Genomic DNA, 20,932 nt, shown 5'->3' with positions numbered 1-20,932 from the left:
TCGTCGTCGGCCGCGAAGCGTCAGGGGGCGTCGCGCTCGACCTCCACCTTCGACACGCGGAGGATGTTGAACTCCACGCGGCGGTTGTTCTCGCGCCCCGCGGCCGTCTTGTTGGTGTCCACCGGCTTCGTCTCGCCGTAGCCCTCCGCCTCCAGGCGCACGGGGAGGATGCCCTCGTTCACCAGGAACTTCCGCACGTTGGCGGCACGGCGCTTGGACAGGTCCAGGTTCTTCGCGTCGTTGCCCTGGTCGTCCGTGTGGCCCTCGATGCGGAGCAGCTCCACCTGGGGGTTGGCGCGCAGCACCGCGGCCACCTGCTTCAGCAGCGGGAACGAGCGGGCGAGGATGACGTCCTTCGACGTGGCGAAGTAGACCTTCTCCAGGATGAGGATGCGCTCGCCGTCGACCTGCACCTTCACCTTGCCCTTGTCCGGGCAGCCGTCCTCGTCCTGCACGCCGTTGATGACCTCGGGCTCGTTCGGGCACTTGTCCGCGGTGTCGGCGATGCCGTCCTTGTCGTTGTCCGGGTCCGGGCAGCCGTCCGCGTCCTCGAAGCCGTCCTTGTCCTCGGGCTGCGCGGGGCAGCCGTCGTTCGGATCCATCAGGCCGTCACCGTCCGAGTCCACCGGCGCGGGCTCCGTGTCCGGGCACCCGTCCGCGTCCTCGTGGCCGTTCTTCGTCTCCGGCTCGCTGATGCACTTGTCGTCACCGTCGAGGATGCCGTCGCCGTCGTTGTCCGGGTCCGGGCAGCCGTTCTCGTCCTCGAAGCCGTCCTTGTCCTCGGCCTCGACGGGGCACATGTCGTCGGGGTCCATCAGGCCATCGCCATCCGTGTCCACCGGCGCGGGCGCCACCACCGGCTTCGGCTCGCGCGAGGGCTCGGGGCTGTAGCTCAGGCCCGCCAGCACGCGGAAGCCCGGGGTGCCATAGCCGCGGGTGAGGCCCGGCCCGGCGCCCACGTGCGCGGAGAGGCCGCCCAGCGAGCGGTACTTCAGCGCCGCCAGCAGCTCCAGCGGGCGCTCCTCGGTGTCCTGCTCCTTCAGCCCGAGCGCGCCCACCACCGTGGCCGCGGCGGCCAGCGGCAGCTCGCCCACGGTGAAGGGGATTTCCGCTCCCACGCCGTAGGTGAAGGAGTTGCCGGTGTTCAGGTTGCGAAGCTGCTGCTGCTTCCGGAGGTCCAGCCCCAGGTTGGCGGCGATGCGCAGCCGCTGCCCGTACTCGGCCACCAGGCGCGGCTGCACGCCCAGGCCCGAGCCACCGAGGAAGTCCGAGCCACCGCCCGTGGGCAGCACCACCGGCACCGCCAGGGCCAGGTCGAAGGACTCACCGTCCACCAGCCGGGCCTTGGGCACCACGCGCAAGTCACCGATGCCGCCCGAGCCCACGCCGTTGGAGAAGGACGAGTCCACCTGCGGCGCCGGCTCCGAGTCCTGCAGCGTCACCGGCAGCACGACGCCCACCTCGAAGCGGTCGAACAGGCCCACCGCGCCCATCAGGTCCAACCCCACCTGGCTGCGCACCAGCGCGGTGATGAACCTGTCCTGGCGCGGGTCCAGGAAGTTGAGCGGCTTGTCCGCGTAGTTGAGGGACAGGCCCACGTTCCAGCCCAGGTGGGGCTGCACGCGGGCGCTGTGCACGCCGAGGATGTCCCCGGCGCCCGGCCCCGGCTTGTACTGCTGCACGTCGATGGCCTGCGACGCCGTGGGCGCCGTCGCCTGCGCCTCGGCGGGCGAGGCCACCAGCGCGCCGGTGAGGGCGAGGCCCCCGACGGCACCGGCCACCAGGGCCCGCGAGGGACGCCCGCCCGAGCGGCGCAGGCGGCCCAGCAGCGGCAGCGCGAGGAGCAGCAGCGCCAGCGGCGCGAAGGTGCCCGCCCCGCCCGTGCTGCAGCCACGGCCCACGACGACGAAGTCGTCATTGCCGTCCAGCGGGTTGCTACCGCCGTTGACCTCTTCACCGTCGCTGGCACCCCCCAGGTCGGTGTCGCGGTTCCTCGGGTCCGTCTCGCCATTGTCGAAGCTGCCGTCGTGGTCGGAGTCCTCGCGCCCGTCGTTCAGCCCGTCACCATCCGTGTCGGGGTTGAGGGGGTCCGTCGAGTTGACGCCGGTCACCTCGACGCCATCGCTCAGGCTGTCGCCGTCCGTGTCCGCCTTGTTCGGGTCGGTCTCGGTGGAGCTCACGGCGCCGTTGGAGTCCGCGTCCTCCGCCCCATCGGTCAGCCCGTCACCATCGGTGTCCGCCCGCTTCGGGTCGGTGGTGGTGCTCGGGTCGGCGTCCGGGACGAAGTTGGGCGAGCTGGTGTCGGTGCCCACCGGCGCGTTCTCCCGCGTCACGCCCTGCTCCGTGCCGTCGAGCAGGCCGTCGTTGTCGCTGTCCGGGTCGCGGGCATCGATGGTGCCGTCCCCGTCCGTGTCGGTGAGGCCGTCGGCGCCGTCGGTGACGCCGTCGTCGTCCGTGTCCGCGTCGCGCGGATCGAGACCCAGCTCGATTTCGGTGGCGTCGTCCACGCCGTCACCGTCGGTGTCGGTGTCGTCCGCGGCCACCAGCGGGTTCGTCTCACCCGCGTCCACGCGGCCGTTGTGGTTGGCGTCCTCCACCCCGTCGCGCACGCTGCCACCGTCGGTGTCGACGTTCAGCGGGTTCGTCGTGGTGGTCGGGTCCAGGTCCGGCGTGAAGACCGTCAGGTCGGTGTCGGTGCCCTCGGGCTCCGTCAGGCCCAGCTCCAAGCCGTCGGTGAGCAGGTCGCCGTCCGTGTCCCCGTCGTTCGGGTCGGTCTCGTTCTCGTCCACGATGCCGTCGTGGTCGGCGTCCTCGGTGCCGTCCATCAGGCCGTCGTCATCCGAGTCGTCGTCGAGCGGGTCCGTCTCCCCGACATTCACTTCGATGCCGTCCGGCAGGCCGTCACCGTCCGTGTCCGGGTTGTTCGGGTCCGTGCCCAGCGTGACTTCCTCGGCGTCCGTGAGGCCGTCGCCGTCCGTGTCCAGGCTGACCGTCCAGGTGTACGTGGCGGGCGTCGGGTCCACATTGTCATCCGCGTCCACGGCGCGGACCTGCAGGGTGTGCGTCCCCTCCGCCAGGCCGCTCAGCGCGAGCGGGGTGGTGCACGGCGCGAAGGCCGCGCCGTCCAGGCTGCACTCGAACGTCACCGGCGACTCGTCCGAGGTGAACTCGAACGTGGCCGAGGTGGCGTTGGTGAGCGCGGGCGGCGTGGCGGTGAACGTCGTGTCCGGCGGCAGCGCGTCCACGGTGAAGTTGTGCGTCACGGACGGGCTGGTGTTGCCCGCCGGGTCCGTGGCCGTGACGGTGACCGTGTGAGGCCCATCCGCCAGCGGGGTGGCCGGGGTGAGCGTCCAGTTACCCGAGCCATCCGCGACCACCGTGCCCAGGTTGACGCCATCCACCACCACCGTCACCGAGGCGCCCGGCTCCGTCGTGCCCGAGTACGTCACCGTCGGGTCGGTCAGCACCGCGCCGTTGGCGGGCGTGGTGAGGGTCACCACCGGCGCCGCCGTGTCCACCGTCCACGTGTGCGTGGCCGGCGTCGGGTCCACGTTGCCGGCCGCGTCCACCGCGCGCACCGCCAGGGTGTGCTCGGCGTCCGCCAGCGGCCCGAAGCTCTGCTGGGCCGTGCACGGCGTGAAGGCCGCGCCGTCCAGGCTGCACTCGAACGTCACCGGCGACTCGTCGGAGGAGAACACGAAGTCTGCCGTGGCCACGTTGGTCAGCGCCGGCGGGCCGCTGTCGATGGCGGTATCCGGCCCGGTCTGGTCCACCGAGAAGGTGGAGGTCGTCGGCGCGCTGGTGTTGCCCGCGCCGTCCACCGCCACCACGGAGATGGTGTACGGGCCGTCGGCCAGCGTCACCGGCGGCGTGAAGGTCCAGTTGCCCCCCGCATCCACGGGGATGGGGCCGTACGTCGCCCCGCCCACCGTCAGCGTCACCGACGTGGCGCCGTCCGCCGTGCCGGTGATGACCACGTTGCCGGAGCTCAGCACCGCGCCATTGGCCGGCCCGGTGATGACCGGAGCGAGCGGCGCCGTGAAGTCCACCGTCCAGGCGTAGGTGGCCGGCTCCGGGTCCGCCGTGCCGAGCGCGTTGACCGTGCGGACCGCCAGCGTGTGGCTTCCCTCATTCAGGCCGTTGAAGGTCACCGGGTCCGTGCACGGCGCGAAGGCCGCGCCGTCCAGGCTGCACTCGTACCGCACGCCGCCGTTCACCTGGTCGAAGTCGAAGGTGGCGGACGTCGCGCTGGTACGAACCCCCGGGCCGGAGACGATGAGGGTGTCCGGGGCAGACGTGTCGACGAAGAAGTCATGCGCGGTCGCCTCGCTGGTGTTGCCCGCGGAGTCCGTCGCCGTGGCCCCCACCGTGTGCGCGCCGTCGGCCAGGTCGCCGTCCTCGGGCAGGCTCCAGTTGCCGTCCATGTCGGCCGTCACCGTGCCCAGCACGACGCCGTCCACCGTCACCGTCACCTGGGCGCCCGGCTCGGCCGTGCCCTGGTACGTCGGACGCCGGGTGGCGACCGTCGCGCCGTCCTCGGGACGGGTGATGTCCGGCGCCGCGGGGGCCACCGTGTCCACGATGAACTCGGAGGGCGCGCTCGGCTGACTCACGTTGCCGGCCGCGTCCGTCGACGTGGCGACCACCTCGTGCGGGCCCTGGATGAGGTCCACCGGGCAGGGGAACGTCCAGTTGCCCGAGGCATCCACCGGCGCGGTGCCCAGGGTGACTCCGTCCACCACCACCGTCACCACCGTGTTCGGCTCGGCCGTGCCGGCGAACGTCGGCCGCTGCGTCGGCACCACCGTGCCGTTGGCCGGGGCGGTAATGACGGGAGGCGCGGGGTCGGTGAGGTCCACCGTCCAGGCGTAGGTGGCCGGCGTCGGGTCCACGTTGCCCGCCGCATCCACCGCGCGCACTGCCAGCGTGTGGTTGCCCGCGCTCACGTTGCTCAGGGTCAGCGGGTCCGTGCAGGCCGCAAAGGCCGCGCCGTCCACGGAGCACTGGTACGTCACCGGGCTCTCGTTCGAGGAGAAGTCGAACGTCGCCGTCGTGGCGTTCGTCACCAGGGCCGGGCCCGAGACAATCGTCGTGTCCGGCACCGTCGCGTCCACCGTCCAGGCGTGGGTCGCGGGCGTCGGGTCCACGTTGCCGGCCGCATCCACCGCGCGCACCGCCAGCGTGTGGTTGCCATTCGCCAGGCCCGTGAAGGTGCGCGGGTCGGTGCAGGCCACGAAGGCCGCGCCGTCCAGCGAGCACTGGTACGTCACCGGGCTCTCGTTCGAGGAGAAGTCGAACGTCGCGGTGGTGCTGTTCGTCAGCGCGGGCGGGCCACTGACAATCGTCGTGTCCGGCACCGTCGTGTCCACCGTCCAGGCGTGGGTGGCCGGGGTCGGGTCCACGTTGCCCGCCGCGTCACGCGCGCGCACCGCCAGGGTGTGGTTGCCGTTCGCCAGGCCGCTGAAGGTCACCGGGTCCGTGCAGGCCACGAAGGCCGCGCCATCCAGCGAGCACTCGTACGTCACCGGGCTCTCGTTGGAGGAGAAGTCGAACGTCGCCGTCGTGGCGCTCGTCACCGCCGCGGGGCCGCTCACGATGGTGGTGTCCGGAGCGGAGGTGTCCACCGTCCAGGAGCGGGTGGCGGGCGTCGGGTCCACGTTGCCCGCGGCATCCACCGCGCGCACCGACAGGGTGTGGTTGCCGTTCGCCAGGCCGGTGAAGGTCACCGGGTCCGTGCAGGCCGCAAAGGCCGCGCCGTCCAGCGAGCACTGGTACGTCACCGGGCTGTCGGGCGAGCTGAAGTCGAACGTCGCGCTGGTGGAGGTCGTCGTCCCCGAGGGGCCGGCATCGATGTTGGTGTCCGGAGGCACCGTGTCGACCGTCCACGTATAGACGGCCGGCGTCGGGTCCACGTTACCGGCCGCATCCACCGCGCGGACCTGGAGCGTGTGGCTGCCGTTCGTCAGGCCCGTGAAGGACGCCGGGTCCGTGCACGCGGTGAACAGCACCGCGCCGTCCAGGCGGCACTCGTAGGTGACGGGGCTCTCGTTCGAGCTGAAGTCGAAGTTGGCCACCGCCGAGTTCGACACGGCGGGCGGCGTGCTGGTGAACGTGGTGTCCGGAGCAACGGTGTCCACCGTCCAGGAGCGGGTGGCGGGCGTCGGGTCCACGTTGCCGGCGGCGTCACGGGCGCGCACGGCCAGCGTGTGGTTGCCCTGCGCCAGGCCGGTGAAGGTCACCGGGTCCGCGCAGGCCACGAAGGCCGCGCCGTCCAGCGAGCACTCGTACGTCACCGGGCTCTCATTGGAGGTGAAGTCGAAGGTGGCCGTCGTGGAGACAGTCACCCCGGACGGGCCGCTCACGATGGTGGTGTCCGGCAGGGCGGTGTCGACGGTCCAGGCATAGGTGGCCGGCGTCGGGTCCACGTTGCCCGCGGCATCCACCGCGCGAACCGCCAGGGTGTGGTTGCCGTTCGCCAGCCCCGTGAAGGTGCGCGGGTCGGCACAGGCCACGAAGGCCGCGCCGTCCAGCGAGCACTCGAAGGTGGCGGCCGCGTCATTGGAGCTGAAGTCGAAGGTGGCCGTCGTGGCGTTCGTCACCACCGCCGGGCCACTGACAATCGTGGTGTCCGGAGCCGTGGTGTCCACCGTCCACGCGTAGGTCGCGGGCGTCGGGTCCACGTTGTTGGCCGCATCCACCGCGCGCACCGCCAGCGTGTGATTGCCCTGCGCCAGACCGGTGAAGGTGCGCGGGTTGGTGCAGGCCACGAAGGCCGCGCCGTCCAGCGAGCACTGATACGTCACCGGGCTCTCGTTGGAGCTGAAGTTGAAGGTGGCCGTCGTGGCGTTCGTCACCGCCGCCGGGCCGCTCACAATCGTCGTGTCCGGCGGAGTGGTGTCCGTGGCCACCGTGAAGGTGTTGGTGTTGCTGCGGACGCTCGACACGCCCTGCACCTCGGCGATGGCGCTGACGGTGTGGGCACCTGCAGTCAGGTTGGTCGTCGGCGTGAACGTGAAGTTGCCCACCGCGTCGGCCGTCACGCGGGCCACCTCGACCCCGTCGATGTAGATGACCACCGTCGAGTTCGCCGGGGCCGTGCCGGTGATGGGCGGGCGAACACCCGTCGTGGAACCGTTGGCCGGCGTCACCACCACCGGAGCGGCGAGGGACGCAGGGAACGCGCCGGGCAGCACGGTGACCACACCTGGGTTGCCCGGGCGAGCACCATAGTTGATGCCATCCGGAGCACCGGCCGAGGGCTGGGTGCCCGCCGCGCCGCCTGTGACGACGGGAGTACAGCCGACCGCCGCCCCCTGCACCAGGATACGGCCACCGCCACCACCACCGCCCGTCCCGTGAGGTGTCGCGAAGGTGGTGCTACCACCATTGCCACCGCGAGCACTGACGGTATTCGCGCTGCAGGTCAGGTTGCCCGTGAAGCGCATGTAGAGGGTACCGCCCGCGCCACCACCGCCGGCCGCGTCGTTGCCTAAGCCTCGCGCGTTCTCACCCGCCACGCCGTCCGCGGTCACCGCACCAGCGCCCGCCAGCGACGCGGCGCGCATGAACACGATGCCACCACCGACATTGCCCGCGCCTCCCTCGTCGTCGTTGCTATGGCCAGCACCACCGCCACCGCCGAAGAGGCCACGTGACACGGCGTCATAGTTCATCTGCACACCGCCACGCCCGCCCACGTCCCGTGACGCCGGCAGGTCACCACTCCAGGTACGTCCGCCCTGGCCACCCGCACCCGCGCCGCCACCACCACCACCGCCCGAGTTGTGGCAGATGCCGCCACCACCGCCATTGGCGATGTTGCCGTAGCCCGTCGTGCCGGCCACAGGAGGGAACGGATCGATTTCCGGCTGGTAGGCGCCGGGCACCACGCCTTCGCCCTTCATGGCACCGGCCGGCCACACAGCGTCGACGCCGGTACACCCATCCCCCTCACCGTTGAGGAAGATACCGCCGCGGAAGCCCCGGCCCGTGGCGGAGATGGTGCCCTGGTTGTTCACGGCCCCCGTCGCCAGGAAGGCCAGCACACCGCCCGAGGTCCCATCCCAGGGCCCGGCGACGAGGCTGGCGCCAGCGTTGATGGTCACCGTCGTGTATTCGCGGACCAACACCGCCTGCGCACCAGTGGCCAGGAACGGCACCGTGAGCGGCTGGGTGAAGTTGAGCCGGGTGGCAGTCAGGGACTGGATGCGCGCCAGCTGCCAGCGGCCCATCGTGTTGCCCGACACGTCGATGGGCGTCTGGCTGCCCGACGCGGGCCTCGGGGTGAGGCCGGTGCTCTGAATCACCATCACCAGGTTGCCCACCGCGAAGCCCGTCGTGGACGTCACCGTGACGAAGCTCTGCCCTGCCGGCACCGCCGCGGACACCCGCGTGTAGGTGTTGATGACGGTGTTGGCGGCATTGACGGTCAGCGGAGTGGTACCGGTGCCAAGGCCGAAGGAGTCCGGCTCGGCGTGGGCGGCGGGAGCCACCAGCGCGACGCACAGGAGCGCCAGCAGGCTAGCGGCAGGCAGGCGAGCGCGGATGCGCCGCGCCAGTACCAGCGGAGTGGGGGTGTGGGTGTTGTCGTTCATGTGGGCAGGGCCGCGCGAGGTGGGATGGGGTCCCGGCGGCAATGGCCGCACATAGCAATCTCGAAGCCATCCCCCGTCCACTTCCCGACCCTCACAGTTCCGAGGGCTTCCAGGACCCACCACCCCTCTCGCCCAGAGGGCAATCCGAATCACGGATCCAGATTCCGGAAACCGGACAGCTTGGCGCCCCAATAACGCGCCCCGTCACGTCGGCTTCTGACGCGTCAGCGCCGCACGCGTGAGGGAGCGTGACGCGTCCACGCCGGACGCGCCCAGGCATGACGCGCCAGGCCAGAACGCAAGAAGGGGCCCCCCTTCCGGAGAGCCCCTTCGCGTGTGGCGGGCGAGGTGCGTCAGCCCGTCAGAAGATTTCCTCGAGCCACTCGCGCATGCGGCCCTTCACCTTCTTGTACACGTTCTCCTCGCGGATGCGGAACATGCGCCGGTCCAGGTGCTTGGCACCGTAGACGACCAGGCCCACGCCCGTGGCGTACATGGGGCTCTTCACCACGTCCACCAGCCCGCCGATGCCGCGCGGCATGCCCCGGCGCACCGGCAGCCCCAGCACTTCCTCGGCCAGCTCCGGCATGCCCGCGAGCAGCGTGGAGCCGCCCGTAATCACCACGCCCGAGGCCAGCAGGTCCTCGTAGCCGCACTTCTGGATTTCGCGGTGCACGAGCTGGAAGATCTCCTCCACGCGCGGCTCCAGGATTTCGCAGAGAATCTGCCGCCCCAGGACGCGCGGCTGCCGGCCGCCCACGCTGGGCACCTCAATCGTGTCGTCCTTGTTGATGAGGGACGCCAGCGCGCAGCCGTACTTCTGCTTGATGCGCTCGGCCTCGTGCGCGGGCGTGCGCAGGCCGATGGCGATGTCGCTGGTGAGGTTGTTGCCGCCCAGCGCAATCACCGCTGTGTGGACGATGGAGCCGCCGGAGAAGATGGCGATGTCCGTGGTGCCGCCGCCGATGTCGACGAGGCACACGCCCAGCTCCTTCTCGTCCTCGCCCAGCACCGCCTCGGCGCTCGCCAGCGGCTGGAGGACGATGTCGGAGACATTCAGCCCCGTGCGGTTGGCGCACTTGACGATGTTCTGCGCGCTCGAGACGGCCCCGGTGACGATGTGCACCTTGGCCTCCAGGCGCACGCCCGCCATGCCCAGCGGCTCCTTGATGCCGCCCTGGTCGTCGATGATGAACTCCTGCGGCAGGACGTGGATGACCTCCCGGTCCAGGGGGATGGCCACCGCCTTCGCCGCGTCGATGACACGGGCGATGTCCGCGTCGCGGACCTCCTTGTCCTTCACCGCGACGATGCCCTGGGAGTTGAAGCCCTTGATGTGGCCACCGGCGATGCCCGTGTAGACGTGGGAGATTTCGGCTCCCGCCATCAGCTCGGCCTCTTCCACCGCGCGGCGGATGGAGGACACCGTGGCCTCGATGTTGACCACCACGCCCTTGCGCAGCCCCTTCGACGGGTGCGTACCAATGCCGATGATGTCAATCCCGCTGTCGGTCAGCTCCCCGACGATGGCGCAGATCTTCGTCGTGCCGATGTCGAGGCCGACGATGATCTCCCCCGACTTCTGCTTCGCCATGACAACCCTCCCAGGCCCCCCACTCTCGTGAAAGGGGCATCCGCTTACCGCGTCGAGACCCCGTTCCTCTCGGAGACAGGGCTCGAAAGCTTCACCGCCACCCAACCGGGTCGGGCACGGTTATCCAGGTGAATGATCTCCGCTGCAAGCCCTCTCGCACCCAGCTCTCGCCGGACGCGGGCCAGCCGCTGCAGCTTGACCTCGGAATCTCCTTGCCCCAGGCGCACTTCCTGGCCGGACGCCGTCACCAGCGCCAGGCCCTGCGCCTCCATGCGGACCTCGGACAGCCGCTCGGCCTTGTCGGGTGACAGCCGCGCATAGGCGCTCGCCACCTCCAGGGCCATGCGCAGGCGCTCGCGCGCCACCGCCGGGTCCGTCACGTACCCCTCCCTGTCCAACCCCGTGACGAGCGGCAAATCCAGCCCGTCCCCCGGCGTCACCCGCTTGAAGGGCTCGCCCTCCTCGTCCAGGACGTACAGCTCGCTCAGCACCGCCAGGGCCACCGGCACGTGCTCGGTCACCTCCACCGACACGCGGTTGGGGAAGCGCCGCGTCACCTCGACTGTCTTCACCCAGGGGTGCTGCGACATGGTGCGCTCCAGGGCGCCCACGTCCAGGGTCCACAGGTTCTGCCCCTTCGTCAGGACGGCCAGCCGCAGCAACTCCACGCGAGAGGCGCGCTGGAGGCCGGAGAAGGACACCGCCGCCAGGTCGAAGCGGGGCGACGTCAGCGCCCAGCGCCGCAATTCCACCCCACCCCACACCAGCAGGCCCGTGGCCAGCGTCAGCGCGAGCACCTTCAGGACGCCCGGCCCGTGCGAGCGCACGGCGCCCTTCACCGCCTCCTTCTGCTGGGCGGTGTCCTGACGGCGGCGATTTCGCGTTCTGCCAAAGGCCATGGGTCGGGGACGGTCGCACGCATGCTGCGCGCGGATGGATCTCCACGCCAGTTTTTGGCTACAGCCACGTCGCTGTAGCGCTGGCGCTCGGGTGATGGACCAGGGGGCTTCCGGAAGTTTTCGACGGGGCCAGACGCGAAGTTGCGTCCGGCCCCTGACTTCAGGCCTTGAGGGAGGCGCCCAGCAGGAGGCGCTCGCAGAGGGCCGGGAAGTCGATGCCCCGTCCGGCGGCAATCTTCGGCAGGAGGCTGGAGGCCGTCATGCCAGGCAGGGTGTTGATCTCCAGCAGGAACACTTCGCCTCCCTCGGTGAGGATGACGTCGGACCGGGAGCCCCCGCTGCAGCCGAGGGCCTTGTGCGCGGCCAGACTCACCTCGTTCACCCGGGCATACTGATCCGGAGGCAGGGGTGCGGGGAAGAGGTACTGCGTGCCGGAGTCCGCCTTGTACTTGGCGTCGTAGTCGTAGAACTCATGCGCCGCGCGCACCTCGATGACGCCGAGGGCCTCATCGTCCAGCACGCCACCCTGCACTTCGCGTCCCTTGACGAACTGCTCCACCAGCAGGGTGCCTGCGTACTTCGCGGCGTCCTGCACCGCGGCGTCATAGTCCGCGCGCGCCTTGACGATGTGCACCCCCACGCTGCTGCCCTCGCGGCTGGGCTTCACCACCACCGGGAAGGGGAAGCCCAGCGAGTCCGCCGCCGCCAGCGCCGACGCCGCGTCGTGGAAGGCGCGGTACGCGGGGGTGGGGATGCCGTGGGTGACGAAGACCTGCTTGGCGTACACCTTGTCCATGCCCAGCGCGGAGGCCAGCACGCCGCTGCCGGTGTAGGGGATGAACATGGACTCCAGCAGCCCCTGGAGGCACCCGTCCTCGCCGTAGCGCCCGTGCACCGCGAGCCACGCCACGTCCACCTTCTCCGCCACCAGGCGCGCGGGCAGGTCCCTGCCCACGTCCACGTCCACCACCGTGTAGCCCAGCGAGCGCAGCGCGCCGGCCACCGCCGCGCCGGTGTTCAGGGACACCGCGCGCTCCGAGGACAGGCCGCCGTACAACACGCCCACGCGCTTCGTCTTGAGCTCGTCCTTCGTGAAGGCGCCGCGATTCGGGGTCATGGCAGGAACTCTCCCAAGCGCTTGACTTCGGGTTTCATGTCGACGCCGGTCTCCTCGCGCACCCGCTGCTGCATGAGGGTGACGAGGCCCAGTACGTCGCGGGCGGTGGCTCCGCCCAGGTTGACTATCCAATTGGCGTGCAGGGTGGACACCTGCGCGCGGCCCAGCGTATGGCCCTTGAGGCCCACGACTTCAATCAATCGCCCGGCATGGTCGCCCGGCGGGTTGGTGAAGACACTGCCGAAGTTGGGCTGGCTCAGCGGCTGCGTGCGCTTGCGGTACCCCAGGTCCGCGTCCATGGCGGCCTTGGACGCCACCACGTCCCCCTTGCGCAGGAGGAAGCGCACCCGCGTGACGACGCCGCCCGGCGGCAGCTCGGAGTGGCGATAGGCGTGCGGCACCTGCGCCTTCGTGAGCCACCCCACCCCGTCCGCCGTGGCCACCTCCACCGCTTCAATCGCCCGGAAGGCCTCGCCGTTCTTGGTGCCGGCGTTCATCGCCACCGCACCGCCCAGCGTGCCGGGAATGCCGGCGAGGAACTCCGCGCCCACCAGCCCATTCGTCCGCATCAGGTTGACGAGGCGGACGATGGCCGCGCCACAGCCCAGCGTGAGGCGCCCCTCCTCGGGGCCCACGTCGGCCACCTCGGGGAACAGGTCCCCCGGGAGCTTCAGGGTGAGGCCCGGCACGCCGCCATCGCCCACCAGCGTGTTCGCGCCGCCACCGAGGACGGAGAAGGGCACGCCCTCCTCGCGCGCCAGCCGCAGCAGCGCCACCACCGCGTCGGGCGAGCGCGGGCGCACCAGGGCCTCCGCGGCGCCGCCCACCCGGACGCTGGTGAGCGGAGCCAGGGGCTCGCCCGCCTTCAGCTCGCAGTCGGGCAGCCGCTCCACGCGGGCCACCAGCGCCGTCCTCACGCCCGCTTCCACCATGGCGGCCTCAGCCCTTCGACAGCGGAGAGGTGCCCAGCAGGGAGAGCAGGTCCGGCCCCACCTGGGTGATGTCGCCCGCGCCCAGCGTGAGCACCAGGTCGCCCTCGCGCAGCCGGGGCAGCAGCGCCGCCGGCAGGTCCAGGCGTTTCTCCACGAAGGTGACGTCGCGGTGGCCGTGCGCGCGGATGGCCTCCGCCAGCGCGTCGCCCGTGGCGCCCGGAATCCTCTCCTCGCCCGCCGCGTACACGCTGGTGACGAAGAGCACGTCCGAGTCGTTGAAGGCGGTGGTGAACTCCTTCATCAAGTCGTGGGTGCGCGTGTAGCGGTGCGGCTGGAAGGCCACCACCAGGCGCCGGCCGAAGGCCCGCCGGGCGCCGGCCAGCGTGGCGAGGACTTCGGTGGGGTGGTGCCCGTAGTCGTCCACCACGGTGATGCCCTGCGCCTCACCGCGCACGGTGAAGCGCCGCTGCACGCCGCCGAACTCGGCCAGCGCGCCGCGCACCGTCTCCAGGGGGATGTCCATCTCCTCCGCCACGGCGATGACGGCCAGCGCGTTGAAGGCGTTGTGCGCGCCCACCATGCGCACGCGGAACTCGCCCAGCGGCTCGTCCCGGCGGAAGGCCTGGAAGGTGGTGGTGAAGCCGTCCAACTGGATGTTCTCCAGCCGGTAGTCCGCCATGTGCGAGCTGCCGTAGGTGACGAAGCGCTTCTCGATTCGCGGCAGCAGCGCCTGGACGTTGGGGTTGTCCAGGCAGAGGACGTTGAGGCCGTAGAAGGGCACCCGGTTGCAGAACTCCACGAAGGCCGTCTGGAGGTGCTCCAGCGTGCCGTAGTGGTCCATGTGCTCCGGGTCGATGTTGGTGACGATGGCGATGGACGGGTGCAGCTTGAGGAAGCTGCCGTCGCTCTCGTCCGCCTCCACCACCATCAGCTCGCTCTTGCCCAGCTTGGCGTTGGAGTCGAGCACGTTCACCTTGCCGCCCACCACCGCCGTGGGGTCCAGCCCCGCCGCGCTCAGCACGGTGGCCACCATGGACGTCGTCGTCGTCTTCCCATGGCTGCCCGCCACCGCGACGGCGTACTTCAGGCGCATCAACTCCGCGAGCATCTCCGCGCGGGGGATGACGGGAATCTTCCGCTGGCGCGCGGTGACGACCTCCGGGTTGTCCTTGCGCACCGCGGAGGAGATGACCACCACGTCCGCCTGGACGAGGTTCTGCGCGCGGTGGCCCTCGAAGAAGGTGGCGCCCATGCGCGTCAGGCGCCGGGTGATGTCGCTCTCCTTCAAGTCGCTGCCGGACACGCGGTAGCCCAGGTTGAGGAGCACCTCGGCGATGCCGCTCATGCCGATGCCGCCGATGCCCACGAAGTGCACCTGCGCGGCATGGCGCGTCTTGAAGAGGCTGGGCGGCTTGTTCTTCGTCACGACTCGCTCCTCGGCAGCTTCTTCTTCGGCTCGGCCTTCGACTCGCTGGGAGCGCGCTCCCGGCCATTCGGGCCCCACGCCTGCACCATCAGGTCCACGCAGACGTCCGCCAGCTCCTTGGCTGCCTCCGGGCGGCCCAGCAGCGCGGCCTTCTTCTCCATGCTCTTGAGCTTCGCGGGCTCGCTCTTCAGCATGCGGAGGGTCTCCGCCAGCTTCGCCCCGGTGAGCTCCGACTCGCGGAACATCAGCGCCGCCCCCGCGTCCACCAGCGCCTTCGCGTTGACCGCCTGGTGGTCATCCGTGGCGTGCGGGAAGGGCACGAGGATGCTGGCCTTCTTGCACACCGTCAGCTCCGCCAGCGTGGTGGCGCCGGCGCGACAGACGACCAGGTCCGCCTTCGCGTACGCGTTCGACATGTCGTCGATGAACTCCACCACGTCCGCCTGGAAGCCCTTCTCCGCGTAGCCCTTGCGCACCTGCTCCAGGTCGTTCTTCCCCGTCTGGTGGACGAAGTGCAGCCCGTCCTTCAAGTCACCGAGGGAGTCCAGCGCTTCAATCATCCGCTGGTTGATGCCGCGCGCGCCCAGGCTGCCGCCGAAGACGAGCAGGGAGAACTTCTCGTGCGCCACGTGGCTGCGCAGGTAGTTGTCCATCAGCTTGCGGCGGATGGGGTTGCCGATGAGCTGCACCTTCTTCTCCGGGAAGAACTGGCGCGCGCCCTCGAAGGCGGTGAAGACGACGCGGACCACCTTGCCCAGCAGCTTGTTGGTGAGGCCCGGCAGCGCGTTCTGCTCCTGGATGGCGGTGGGGATGCCCATCAGCCACGCGGCCAGCACCACCGGCCCGCTGGCGTAGCCGCCCACGCCCACCACCACGTCCGGCTTCTGCCGGGCGAGGATGCGGAACGACTCGATGAAGGCCAGCGGCAGCGCGAACAGCGCCTTGAGGAAGGCGATGGGGCTCTTGCCCTTGAGGCCCTGCACCTTCACCAGCTCCAGCGGGTAGCCCTCCTTCGGCACCACGCGCGCCTCCAGGCCCCGCTCGGTGCCCACGAAGACCACCTGGTTGCCGTGGTGGCGCGTCGTCACCTCCTCGGCCAGGGCGATGCCCGGAAAGAGGTGGCCACCGGTGCCGCCGCCCGCGATGAGGACCTTCACGCCGTCACCTCCCGCATGTCCGTACCCGTCCGCGTGGGACGCGTGGCCGGCTGGGCATTCGCGCTCAGCGACAGCAGCACCCCCGCCGAGCCCATCATCACCACCAGCGACGTGCCGCCGTACGAGACGAACGGCAGCGTCAGTCCCTTGGTCGGCAGCAGCCCCATGGCCACGCACATATTCACAGTCGCCTGGAAGGCGATGATGGAGGTGATGCCCAGCCCCAGGTAGGTGCCGAACGTCTCCCCCGCAGCCAGGCTGGCGCGCACCCCGCGCCACAGCACCACCCCGTACAGCGCCACCAGCAGCCCCACGCCCACCAGCCCTGTCTCCTCACCGAGGATGGAGAAGATGAAGTCCGTATGCGCCTCCGGCAGGAAGAAGAGCTTCTGCCGCCCGTCCCCCAGCCCCAGGCCCGACACGCCGCCCGAGCCGATGGACATCAGCGACTCGGCGACCTGGTAGCCGATGTCGTGCCGGTGCGCCCACGGGTCCAGGAAGGCGAGGATGCGCTTCATGCGGTACGGGCTGGAGGCGACGGCCACGTACGCCATGGGCAGCGCCATCAGAATCAGGCCCACCAGGTAGCTCAGCTTCGCGCCGGCCGCGAAGAGCAGCACGAAGAGCATGAACACCAGCAGCACGCTGCTGCCGAAGTCCGGCTGGAGCATGCACAGGCCCACCAGCAGCCCGCACAGCGCCAGGTGCGGCACGAAGCCCACGGAGAAGCTGGCCACCTTCTCGCGCTTCTTCGCCAGCGAGTAGGACAGGTAGACAACCCACGCGAACTTCGCCAGCTCCGCCGGCTGCAGGCCGAAGCCCGGCAGGCGAATCCACCGCCGCGCGCCGCCCGCCGTGCTGCCGATGCCGGGAATGGCCACCAGCACCAGCAGGACGATGGCGATGAGCAGCAGCGGGTACGCCCACCGTGCGAGCTTGCGCCAGCCCACCTTCATGGCCACGGCCATGGCGACGAGCCCCATGCCGGCCGCGGTGAGCTGCCGCTTGAGGAAGTACAGGCTGTCACCCAGCTTGTCCTGCGCCAGCACCGCGCTGGCCGAGTACACCATCACCAGGCCGATGGTGACGAGGCCGAACACGGCGCACAGGAGCAGCGGGTCGAACCGCACGGAGGCCGTCGCCGGAGGAGGGGTCTTCATGTCCGTCACAGCGCACCGACGAGGCGTTTGAAGGTGTCGCCCCGGTCCTCGAAGCTCTTGAACTGGTCATACGACGCGCACGCGGGCGACAGCAGCACCGTGTCCCCCGCCCTCGCCAGCTCGCGCGCCTTCTTCACCGCCGCGTCCAGCGTGCCGCACGCATGCACCGGCGCCTGTCCCGCGTAGGCCCGCGCGAGCACGTCCGCGTCATTGCCGATGGTGAGCACGCCCTTCACCTTGCCGCGCCCCTCGTCCACCATGGGCGCATACGGCGCGCCCTTGCCCTTGCCGCCGGCAATCAGCCACAGGTCGCCCTTGAAGGACCGCAGCGCCACCAGCACCGAGTCCACGTTGGTGGCCTTGGAGTCGTTCACCCACTCCACGCCGTCCAGCACGCGCACGCTCTCCATGCGGTGCGGCAGGCCCGGGTAGCTGTCCAGCCCCGCCTGCACGCCGTCGGAGGCCACGCCGCCCAGCCGCGCCAGCAGCGCCGCCGCCATGGCGTTCTGCGCGTTGTGCGCGCCGCGCAGCGCGCGGTTGGTCAGCCGGTAGCGCTCGCCCAGGAAGTCCAGCCGGAAGCCGCCCTCCTCCGCGACGGCCAGGCCCGCCAGCTTCGGCGCGTCCGCCACGGGCTTCCCGGTGGTGCTGAAGCCGTACACGGGCACCTTCGCCGCGCGCGCCAGCCCCAGCACGTCCGCGTCGTCCGCGTTCACCACCGCGAAGTCGGTGCCCTGCGGGTGCTGGCCCGGCTGGGCCCCGCCCAGCTGGTGCTGGAAGATTCGCGCCTTGGCCGCGCCGTAGTCCGCGTGCGTGGCGTACCGGTCCAGGTGGTCCGGCGTGAGGTTGAGGATGGCGGCGCCCCGGGCCCGCAGCGTGCGGATGCCCTCGAGCTGGAAGCTGGACAGCTCCACCACCAGCGCGTCCCAGTCCCCCGGGGACAGCGCGGCCTCGGAGAAGGGCCGGCCCAGGTTGCCGCCCACGAAGGTGCGCTTGCCGCCGCGCAGGAACAGCTCGCCGGTGAGCGCCGTGGTGGTGCTCTTCCCGTTGGTGCCCGTGATTCCGAACAGCGGCACCTCGGTGAGGCAGCGCCAGGCCAGCTCCACCTCGCCCCACACCGCCACGCCGGCCGCGCGCGCGGCCTCGATTTCCGGCAGCGCCAGCGGCACGCCCGGGCTCACGACGACCAGGTCCTGCGACGCGAGCAGCCCCGGAGGCGTGGGGCCGGTGACGAGCGCCGCGCCCAGGGCCTTCACCTCGCGGCCCACCTCACCCAGGGCCTCCTCGGCGCGCGCGTCCAGCGCCGTCACCCGGGCGCCCTGCTGGCAGAGGAGGCGCAGGGCCGCCACGCCGCTCTTCGCCAGCCCGTACACCAGCACCTTCTGACCGGACAGCGCCAACGACATGGCCGTGCCCCCTTGACCGCGGCTTCAGCGGAGCTTGAGCGATAGGAGCGCCACGCCACCACACAGGATGGAGACGATCCAGAAACGGACGATGATCTTCGGCTCGGCCAGCCCCTTCAGCTCGAAGTGGTGGTGCACCGGCGCCATCTTGAAGACGCGCTTGCCCGTCATCTTGAAGGAGGCCACCTGGATCATCACGCTCAGCGCCTCCGCGAAGAAGATGCCGTGGATGATGGCGGACACCACCTCGTTCTTGGACAGCACCGCCAGCCCGCCCAGCGCGCCACCCAGCGCCAGCGAGCCGATGTCGCCCATGAAGACGGAGGCCGGGTACGTGTTGAACCAGAGGAAGGAGATGCCCGCGCCGACAATCGCCGCGCAGAACACGGCCATCTCCGCGCCGCCCGGCACCTGGAGGATGCCCAGGTACTGGTACAGCGGCGTCGCCACCAGCCGCGGCACCCCGTTCACCAGCTCCGAGTCCGCGATGCTCAGCGTGGTGCCCGCCACGTAGCAGAGCACCGCGAAGGTGATGGCCGAGACGATGGTGGGCACAATCGCCAGGCCGTCCAGGCCGTCCGTGAGATTCACCGCGTTGGACGTCCCGACGATGACGAGCCACGCGAAGACGACGTAGAACCAGCCCAGGTCCGGGTTGAACCAGCGCGTGGGGATGAAGGGCAGCGTCAGCTTCGTGTTGATGAGCAGCGTGGGCCCGAAGGAGCCATCCGGCTGCGTCCACGTGGTGAGCAGGCCGAACACCGCCACCAGGAAGAAGAAGGTCTGCAGCACCATCTTCTTGCGCCCGGCCAGGCCCTTGGAGTTGCGCTTGGACAGCTTCAGCCAGTCGTCCAGGAAGCCGATGAAGCCGTAGCCGAAGGTGAGCAGCAGCATCACCCACACCACGCGGCTCTTCAGGTCCGCGAACAGCAGGGTGCCGGCGGCGATGCAGATGAGGATGAGCGCGCCACCCATGGTGGGCGTGCCCTTCTTCTTCTGGTGCGTGTCCGGCGTGTCCTCGCGCACGTTGCTCTGCCCATGCTGCTTCAGCCGCAGCCGGGCGATGAGCCGGGGGCCGACGAGCATGCCGAGCACGAGCGCGAAGACGCCCGCGGCGATGATGCGGAAGGTGGGGTAGCGCAGGAAGTTGAGGACGCGCCCCGCCTCGGAGGACTGGATGAGCTCGTAGAGCAGATACAGCACTAGTGGTTTCCTCCAGGAGTGGCCGTGCCCGTCAGGGCCGCCACCACCCGCTCCAGCCGCATGCCGCGGCTGGCCTTCACCAGCACCACGTCACCGGGACGCAGCTGGGGCGACAGCCAGGCCACCAGCGGCTCCACCTCGGTGAAGTGAGCGGCGGAATTGCCCATGGATGCGGCCTCCCACCCCTTGACGGAGCGGGGACCGAAGAAGGCCGCCAGCTTCGCGTGGCCGGGAACCCGCCCACCCAGGCGCGAGTGCTCCTCCAGCTCGCCCGGGCCCAATTCCAACATGTCCCCCAGCACCACCACGGGACGGCCGCCAGCGGGCACCAGCGTGCCCAGCGTCTCCAGCGCCGCGTCCATGGAAGCCGGGTTGGCGTTGTAGCAGTCGTCAATCACCGTGACGCCGCCCTTGCCGTCCAGCACGTTGAGCCGCCGCGAGTACGGTCGCGCCGTCTCCAGGCCCCGCACGCACTCCTCCGGCGAGTAGCCCAGCGCCAGCGCCAGCGCGAAGGCCGCCGTGGCGTTCTGCGCGTTGTGCGGGCCGATGAAGTGCAGCCGCACCGGCCAGTCCCGGCCCGAGTACCGCACCGTGGCCACCATGCCCTCGCGGCCCAGCGTCTCCACGCCCGTCAGCCGCACGTCCGCGCCCTCGGCGCGGCCGAACGTCAGCCGCTTCGCCCTGCTGCGCGCGGCCTGCTTCAGGATGAGGGCGTCATCGACGTTCACCACCACGGTGGTGTCGGGCCCCATCTCCCGGAACAGCTCTCCTTCCGCCTCCGCCACCCCCTCGATGCTGCCCAGTCCTTCCATGTGCTCGGGCTGCACCACGGTGATGACGCCAGCGTCCGGCCGCACCACGCGGGTGAGTCGCTCAATCTCACCGGGGCGGTTCATCCCCACCTCGATGACGGCCGCCACGTGCTGGGGCTCCAGCCGGAACAGCGTCAGCGGGACGCCCACCTCGTTGTTGAGGTTGCCCTCCGTCTTCAGCGCAGGCCCGCGCGTGGCGAGGATGGCGCCCACCATTTCCTTGGTGGTCGTCTTCCCGTTGGAGCCGCCCACCGCGCAGAGGGGAATGCGGAAGCGCTGACGGTGGTGGCGGCCCAGGGCCCCCAGCGCCATCAGCGTGTCCTCCACCTCGTAGAGGGGGAAGCCCTCCGGCAGCACGGGCAGGGGACGCCCGCGCCCCACCACCGCGCCCGCCGCTCCACCCTTCGCCGCGGCGTCCACGAAGGCGTGGGCGTCGAAGCGCTCCCCGACGAGCGCCACGAAGAGGCACCCCGGGGCAAGGGCCCGCGTGTCCGTGCAGACCTCGGCGAAGGCCGCCGGGGCCGGGCCGCCGCGCCGGGTCGCCCCGGTCGCCTGCACCACCTCATCATCGTTGAATCGAGCGGGCATAGGGTGTGGGTGGAGCCCGCGCGGCCGGGCCGGGCCGCGCGGGTGTG

At 70.7% G+C, this 20,932-nt stretch carries 11 protein-coding genes; all 11 read right to left on the bottom strand.

The genetic code is table 11. The features are described from left to right. Nucleotides 1–20 precede the first annotated feature (20 nt). The 11 genes from agmC to G4D85_RS09760 all read right to left on the bottom strand — a co-directional run bounded on the left by agmC (nt 21) and on the right by G4D85_RS09760 (nt 20,885). On the bottom strand, nt 21–8,594 hold the full coding sequence (gene agmC, locus G4D85_RS09810) for an adventurous gliding motility protein AgmC (RefSeq protein ID WP_240359172.1): 8,574 nt from the start codon (nt 8,592–8,594) through the stop codon (nt 21–23). 361 nt (nt 8,595–8,955) lie between these two features. Then, the gene (gene ftsA, locus G4D85_RS09805) at nt 8,956–10,188 is read right to left on the bottom strand and encodes a cell division protein FtsA (protein ID WP_164010333.1); all 1,233 of its coding nucleotides are present in this window, start codon (nt 10,186–10,188) and stop codon (nt 8,956–8,958) included. A 44-nt stretch (nt 10,189–10,232) separates the two neighbouring features. After that, nucleotides 10,233–11,087, bottom strand: a complete 855-nt coding sequence (locus tag G4D85_RS09800) for a cell division protein FtsQ/DivIB (RefSeq protein WP_164010331.1) — start codon at nt 11,085–11,087, stop codon at nt 10,233–10,235. 160 nt (nt 11,088–11,247) lie between these two features. Further along, nucleotides 11,248–12,204 (bottom strand): D-alanine--D-alanine ligase, encoded by a 957-nt coding sequence (locus tag G4D85_RS09795; RefSeq protein WP_164010330.1) that lies wholly within the window; start codon nt 12,202–12,204, stop codon nt 11,248–11,250. After that, nucleotides 12,201–13,136, bottom strand: coding sequence for a UDP-N-acetylmuramate dehydrogenase (gene murB, locus G4D85_RS09790; RefSeq protein ID WP_164010328.1), 936 nt, complete (start codon nt 13,134–13,136; stop codon nt 12,201–12,203). Before murB ends, G4D85_RS09795 begins: the two co-directional genes overlap by 4 nt. A gap of 7 nt (nt 13,137–13,143) precedes the next feature. Next, entirely contained in the window at nt 13,144–14,562 is a 1,419-nt protein-coding gene (gene murC / locus G4D85_RS09785) for a UDP-N-acetylmuramate--L-alanine ligase (RefSeq protein ID WP_164010326.1), read from the bottom strand. Beyond that, entirely contained in the window at nt 14,559–15,719 is a 1,161-nt protein-coding gene (gene murG / locus G4D85_RS09780) for an undecaprenyldiphospho-muramoylpentapeptide beta-N-acetylglucosaminyltransferase (protein ID WP_164010317.1), read from the bottom strand. Before murG ends, murC begins: the two co-directional genes overlap by 4 nt. Further along, on the bottom strand, nt 15,716–16,879 hold the full coding sequence (gene ftsW, locus G4D85_RS09775) for a putative lipid II flippase FtsW (RefSeq protein ID WP_164010315.1): 1,164 nt from the start codon (nt 16,877–16,879) through the stop codon (nt 15,716–15,718). The genes murG and ftsW overlap by 4 nt, the downstream gene beginning before the upstream one ends. A 5-nt stretch (nt 16,880–16,884) precedes the next feature. Next, complete coding sequence (gene murD, locus G4D85_RS09770; RefSeq protein ID WP_164010313.1) at nt 16,885–18,282, bottom strand: UDP-N-acetylmuramoyl-L-alanine--D-glutamate ligase; 1,398 nt, start codon at nt 18,280–18,282, stop codon at nt 16,885–16,887. A gap of 24 nt (nt 18,283–18,306) precedes the next feature. Next, nucleotides 18,307–19,485, bottom strand: a complete 1,179-nt coding sequence (gene mraY, locus G4D85_RS09765) for a phospho-N-acetylmuramoyl-pentapeptide-transferase (RefSeq protein WP_164010311.1) — start codon at nt 19,483–19,485, stop codon at nt 18,307–18,309. Next, on the bottom strand, nt 19,485–20,885 hold the full coding sequence (locus G4D85_RS09760) for a UDP-N-acetylmuramoyl-tripeptide--D-alanyl-D-alanine ligase (protein ID WP_164010309.1): 1,401 nt from the start codon (nt 20,883–20,885) through the stop codon (nt 19,485–19,487). Before G4D85_RS09760 ends, mraY begins: the two co-directional genes overlap by 1 nt. Nucleotides 20,886–20,932: the final 47 nt, after the last annotated feature.

The sequence above is a fragment of the Pyxidicoccus trucidator genome (assembly GCF_010894435.1).
In the GTDB taxonomy this organism is placed as follows: Bacteria; Myxococcota; Myxococcia; order Myxococcales; family Myxococcaceae; genus Myxococcus; species Myxococcus trucidator.
The sequence above is the reverse complement of the archived record's forward strand: the minus strand, read 5'-3'. Positions and strand labels throughout refer to the sequence as shown.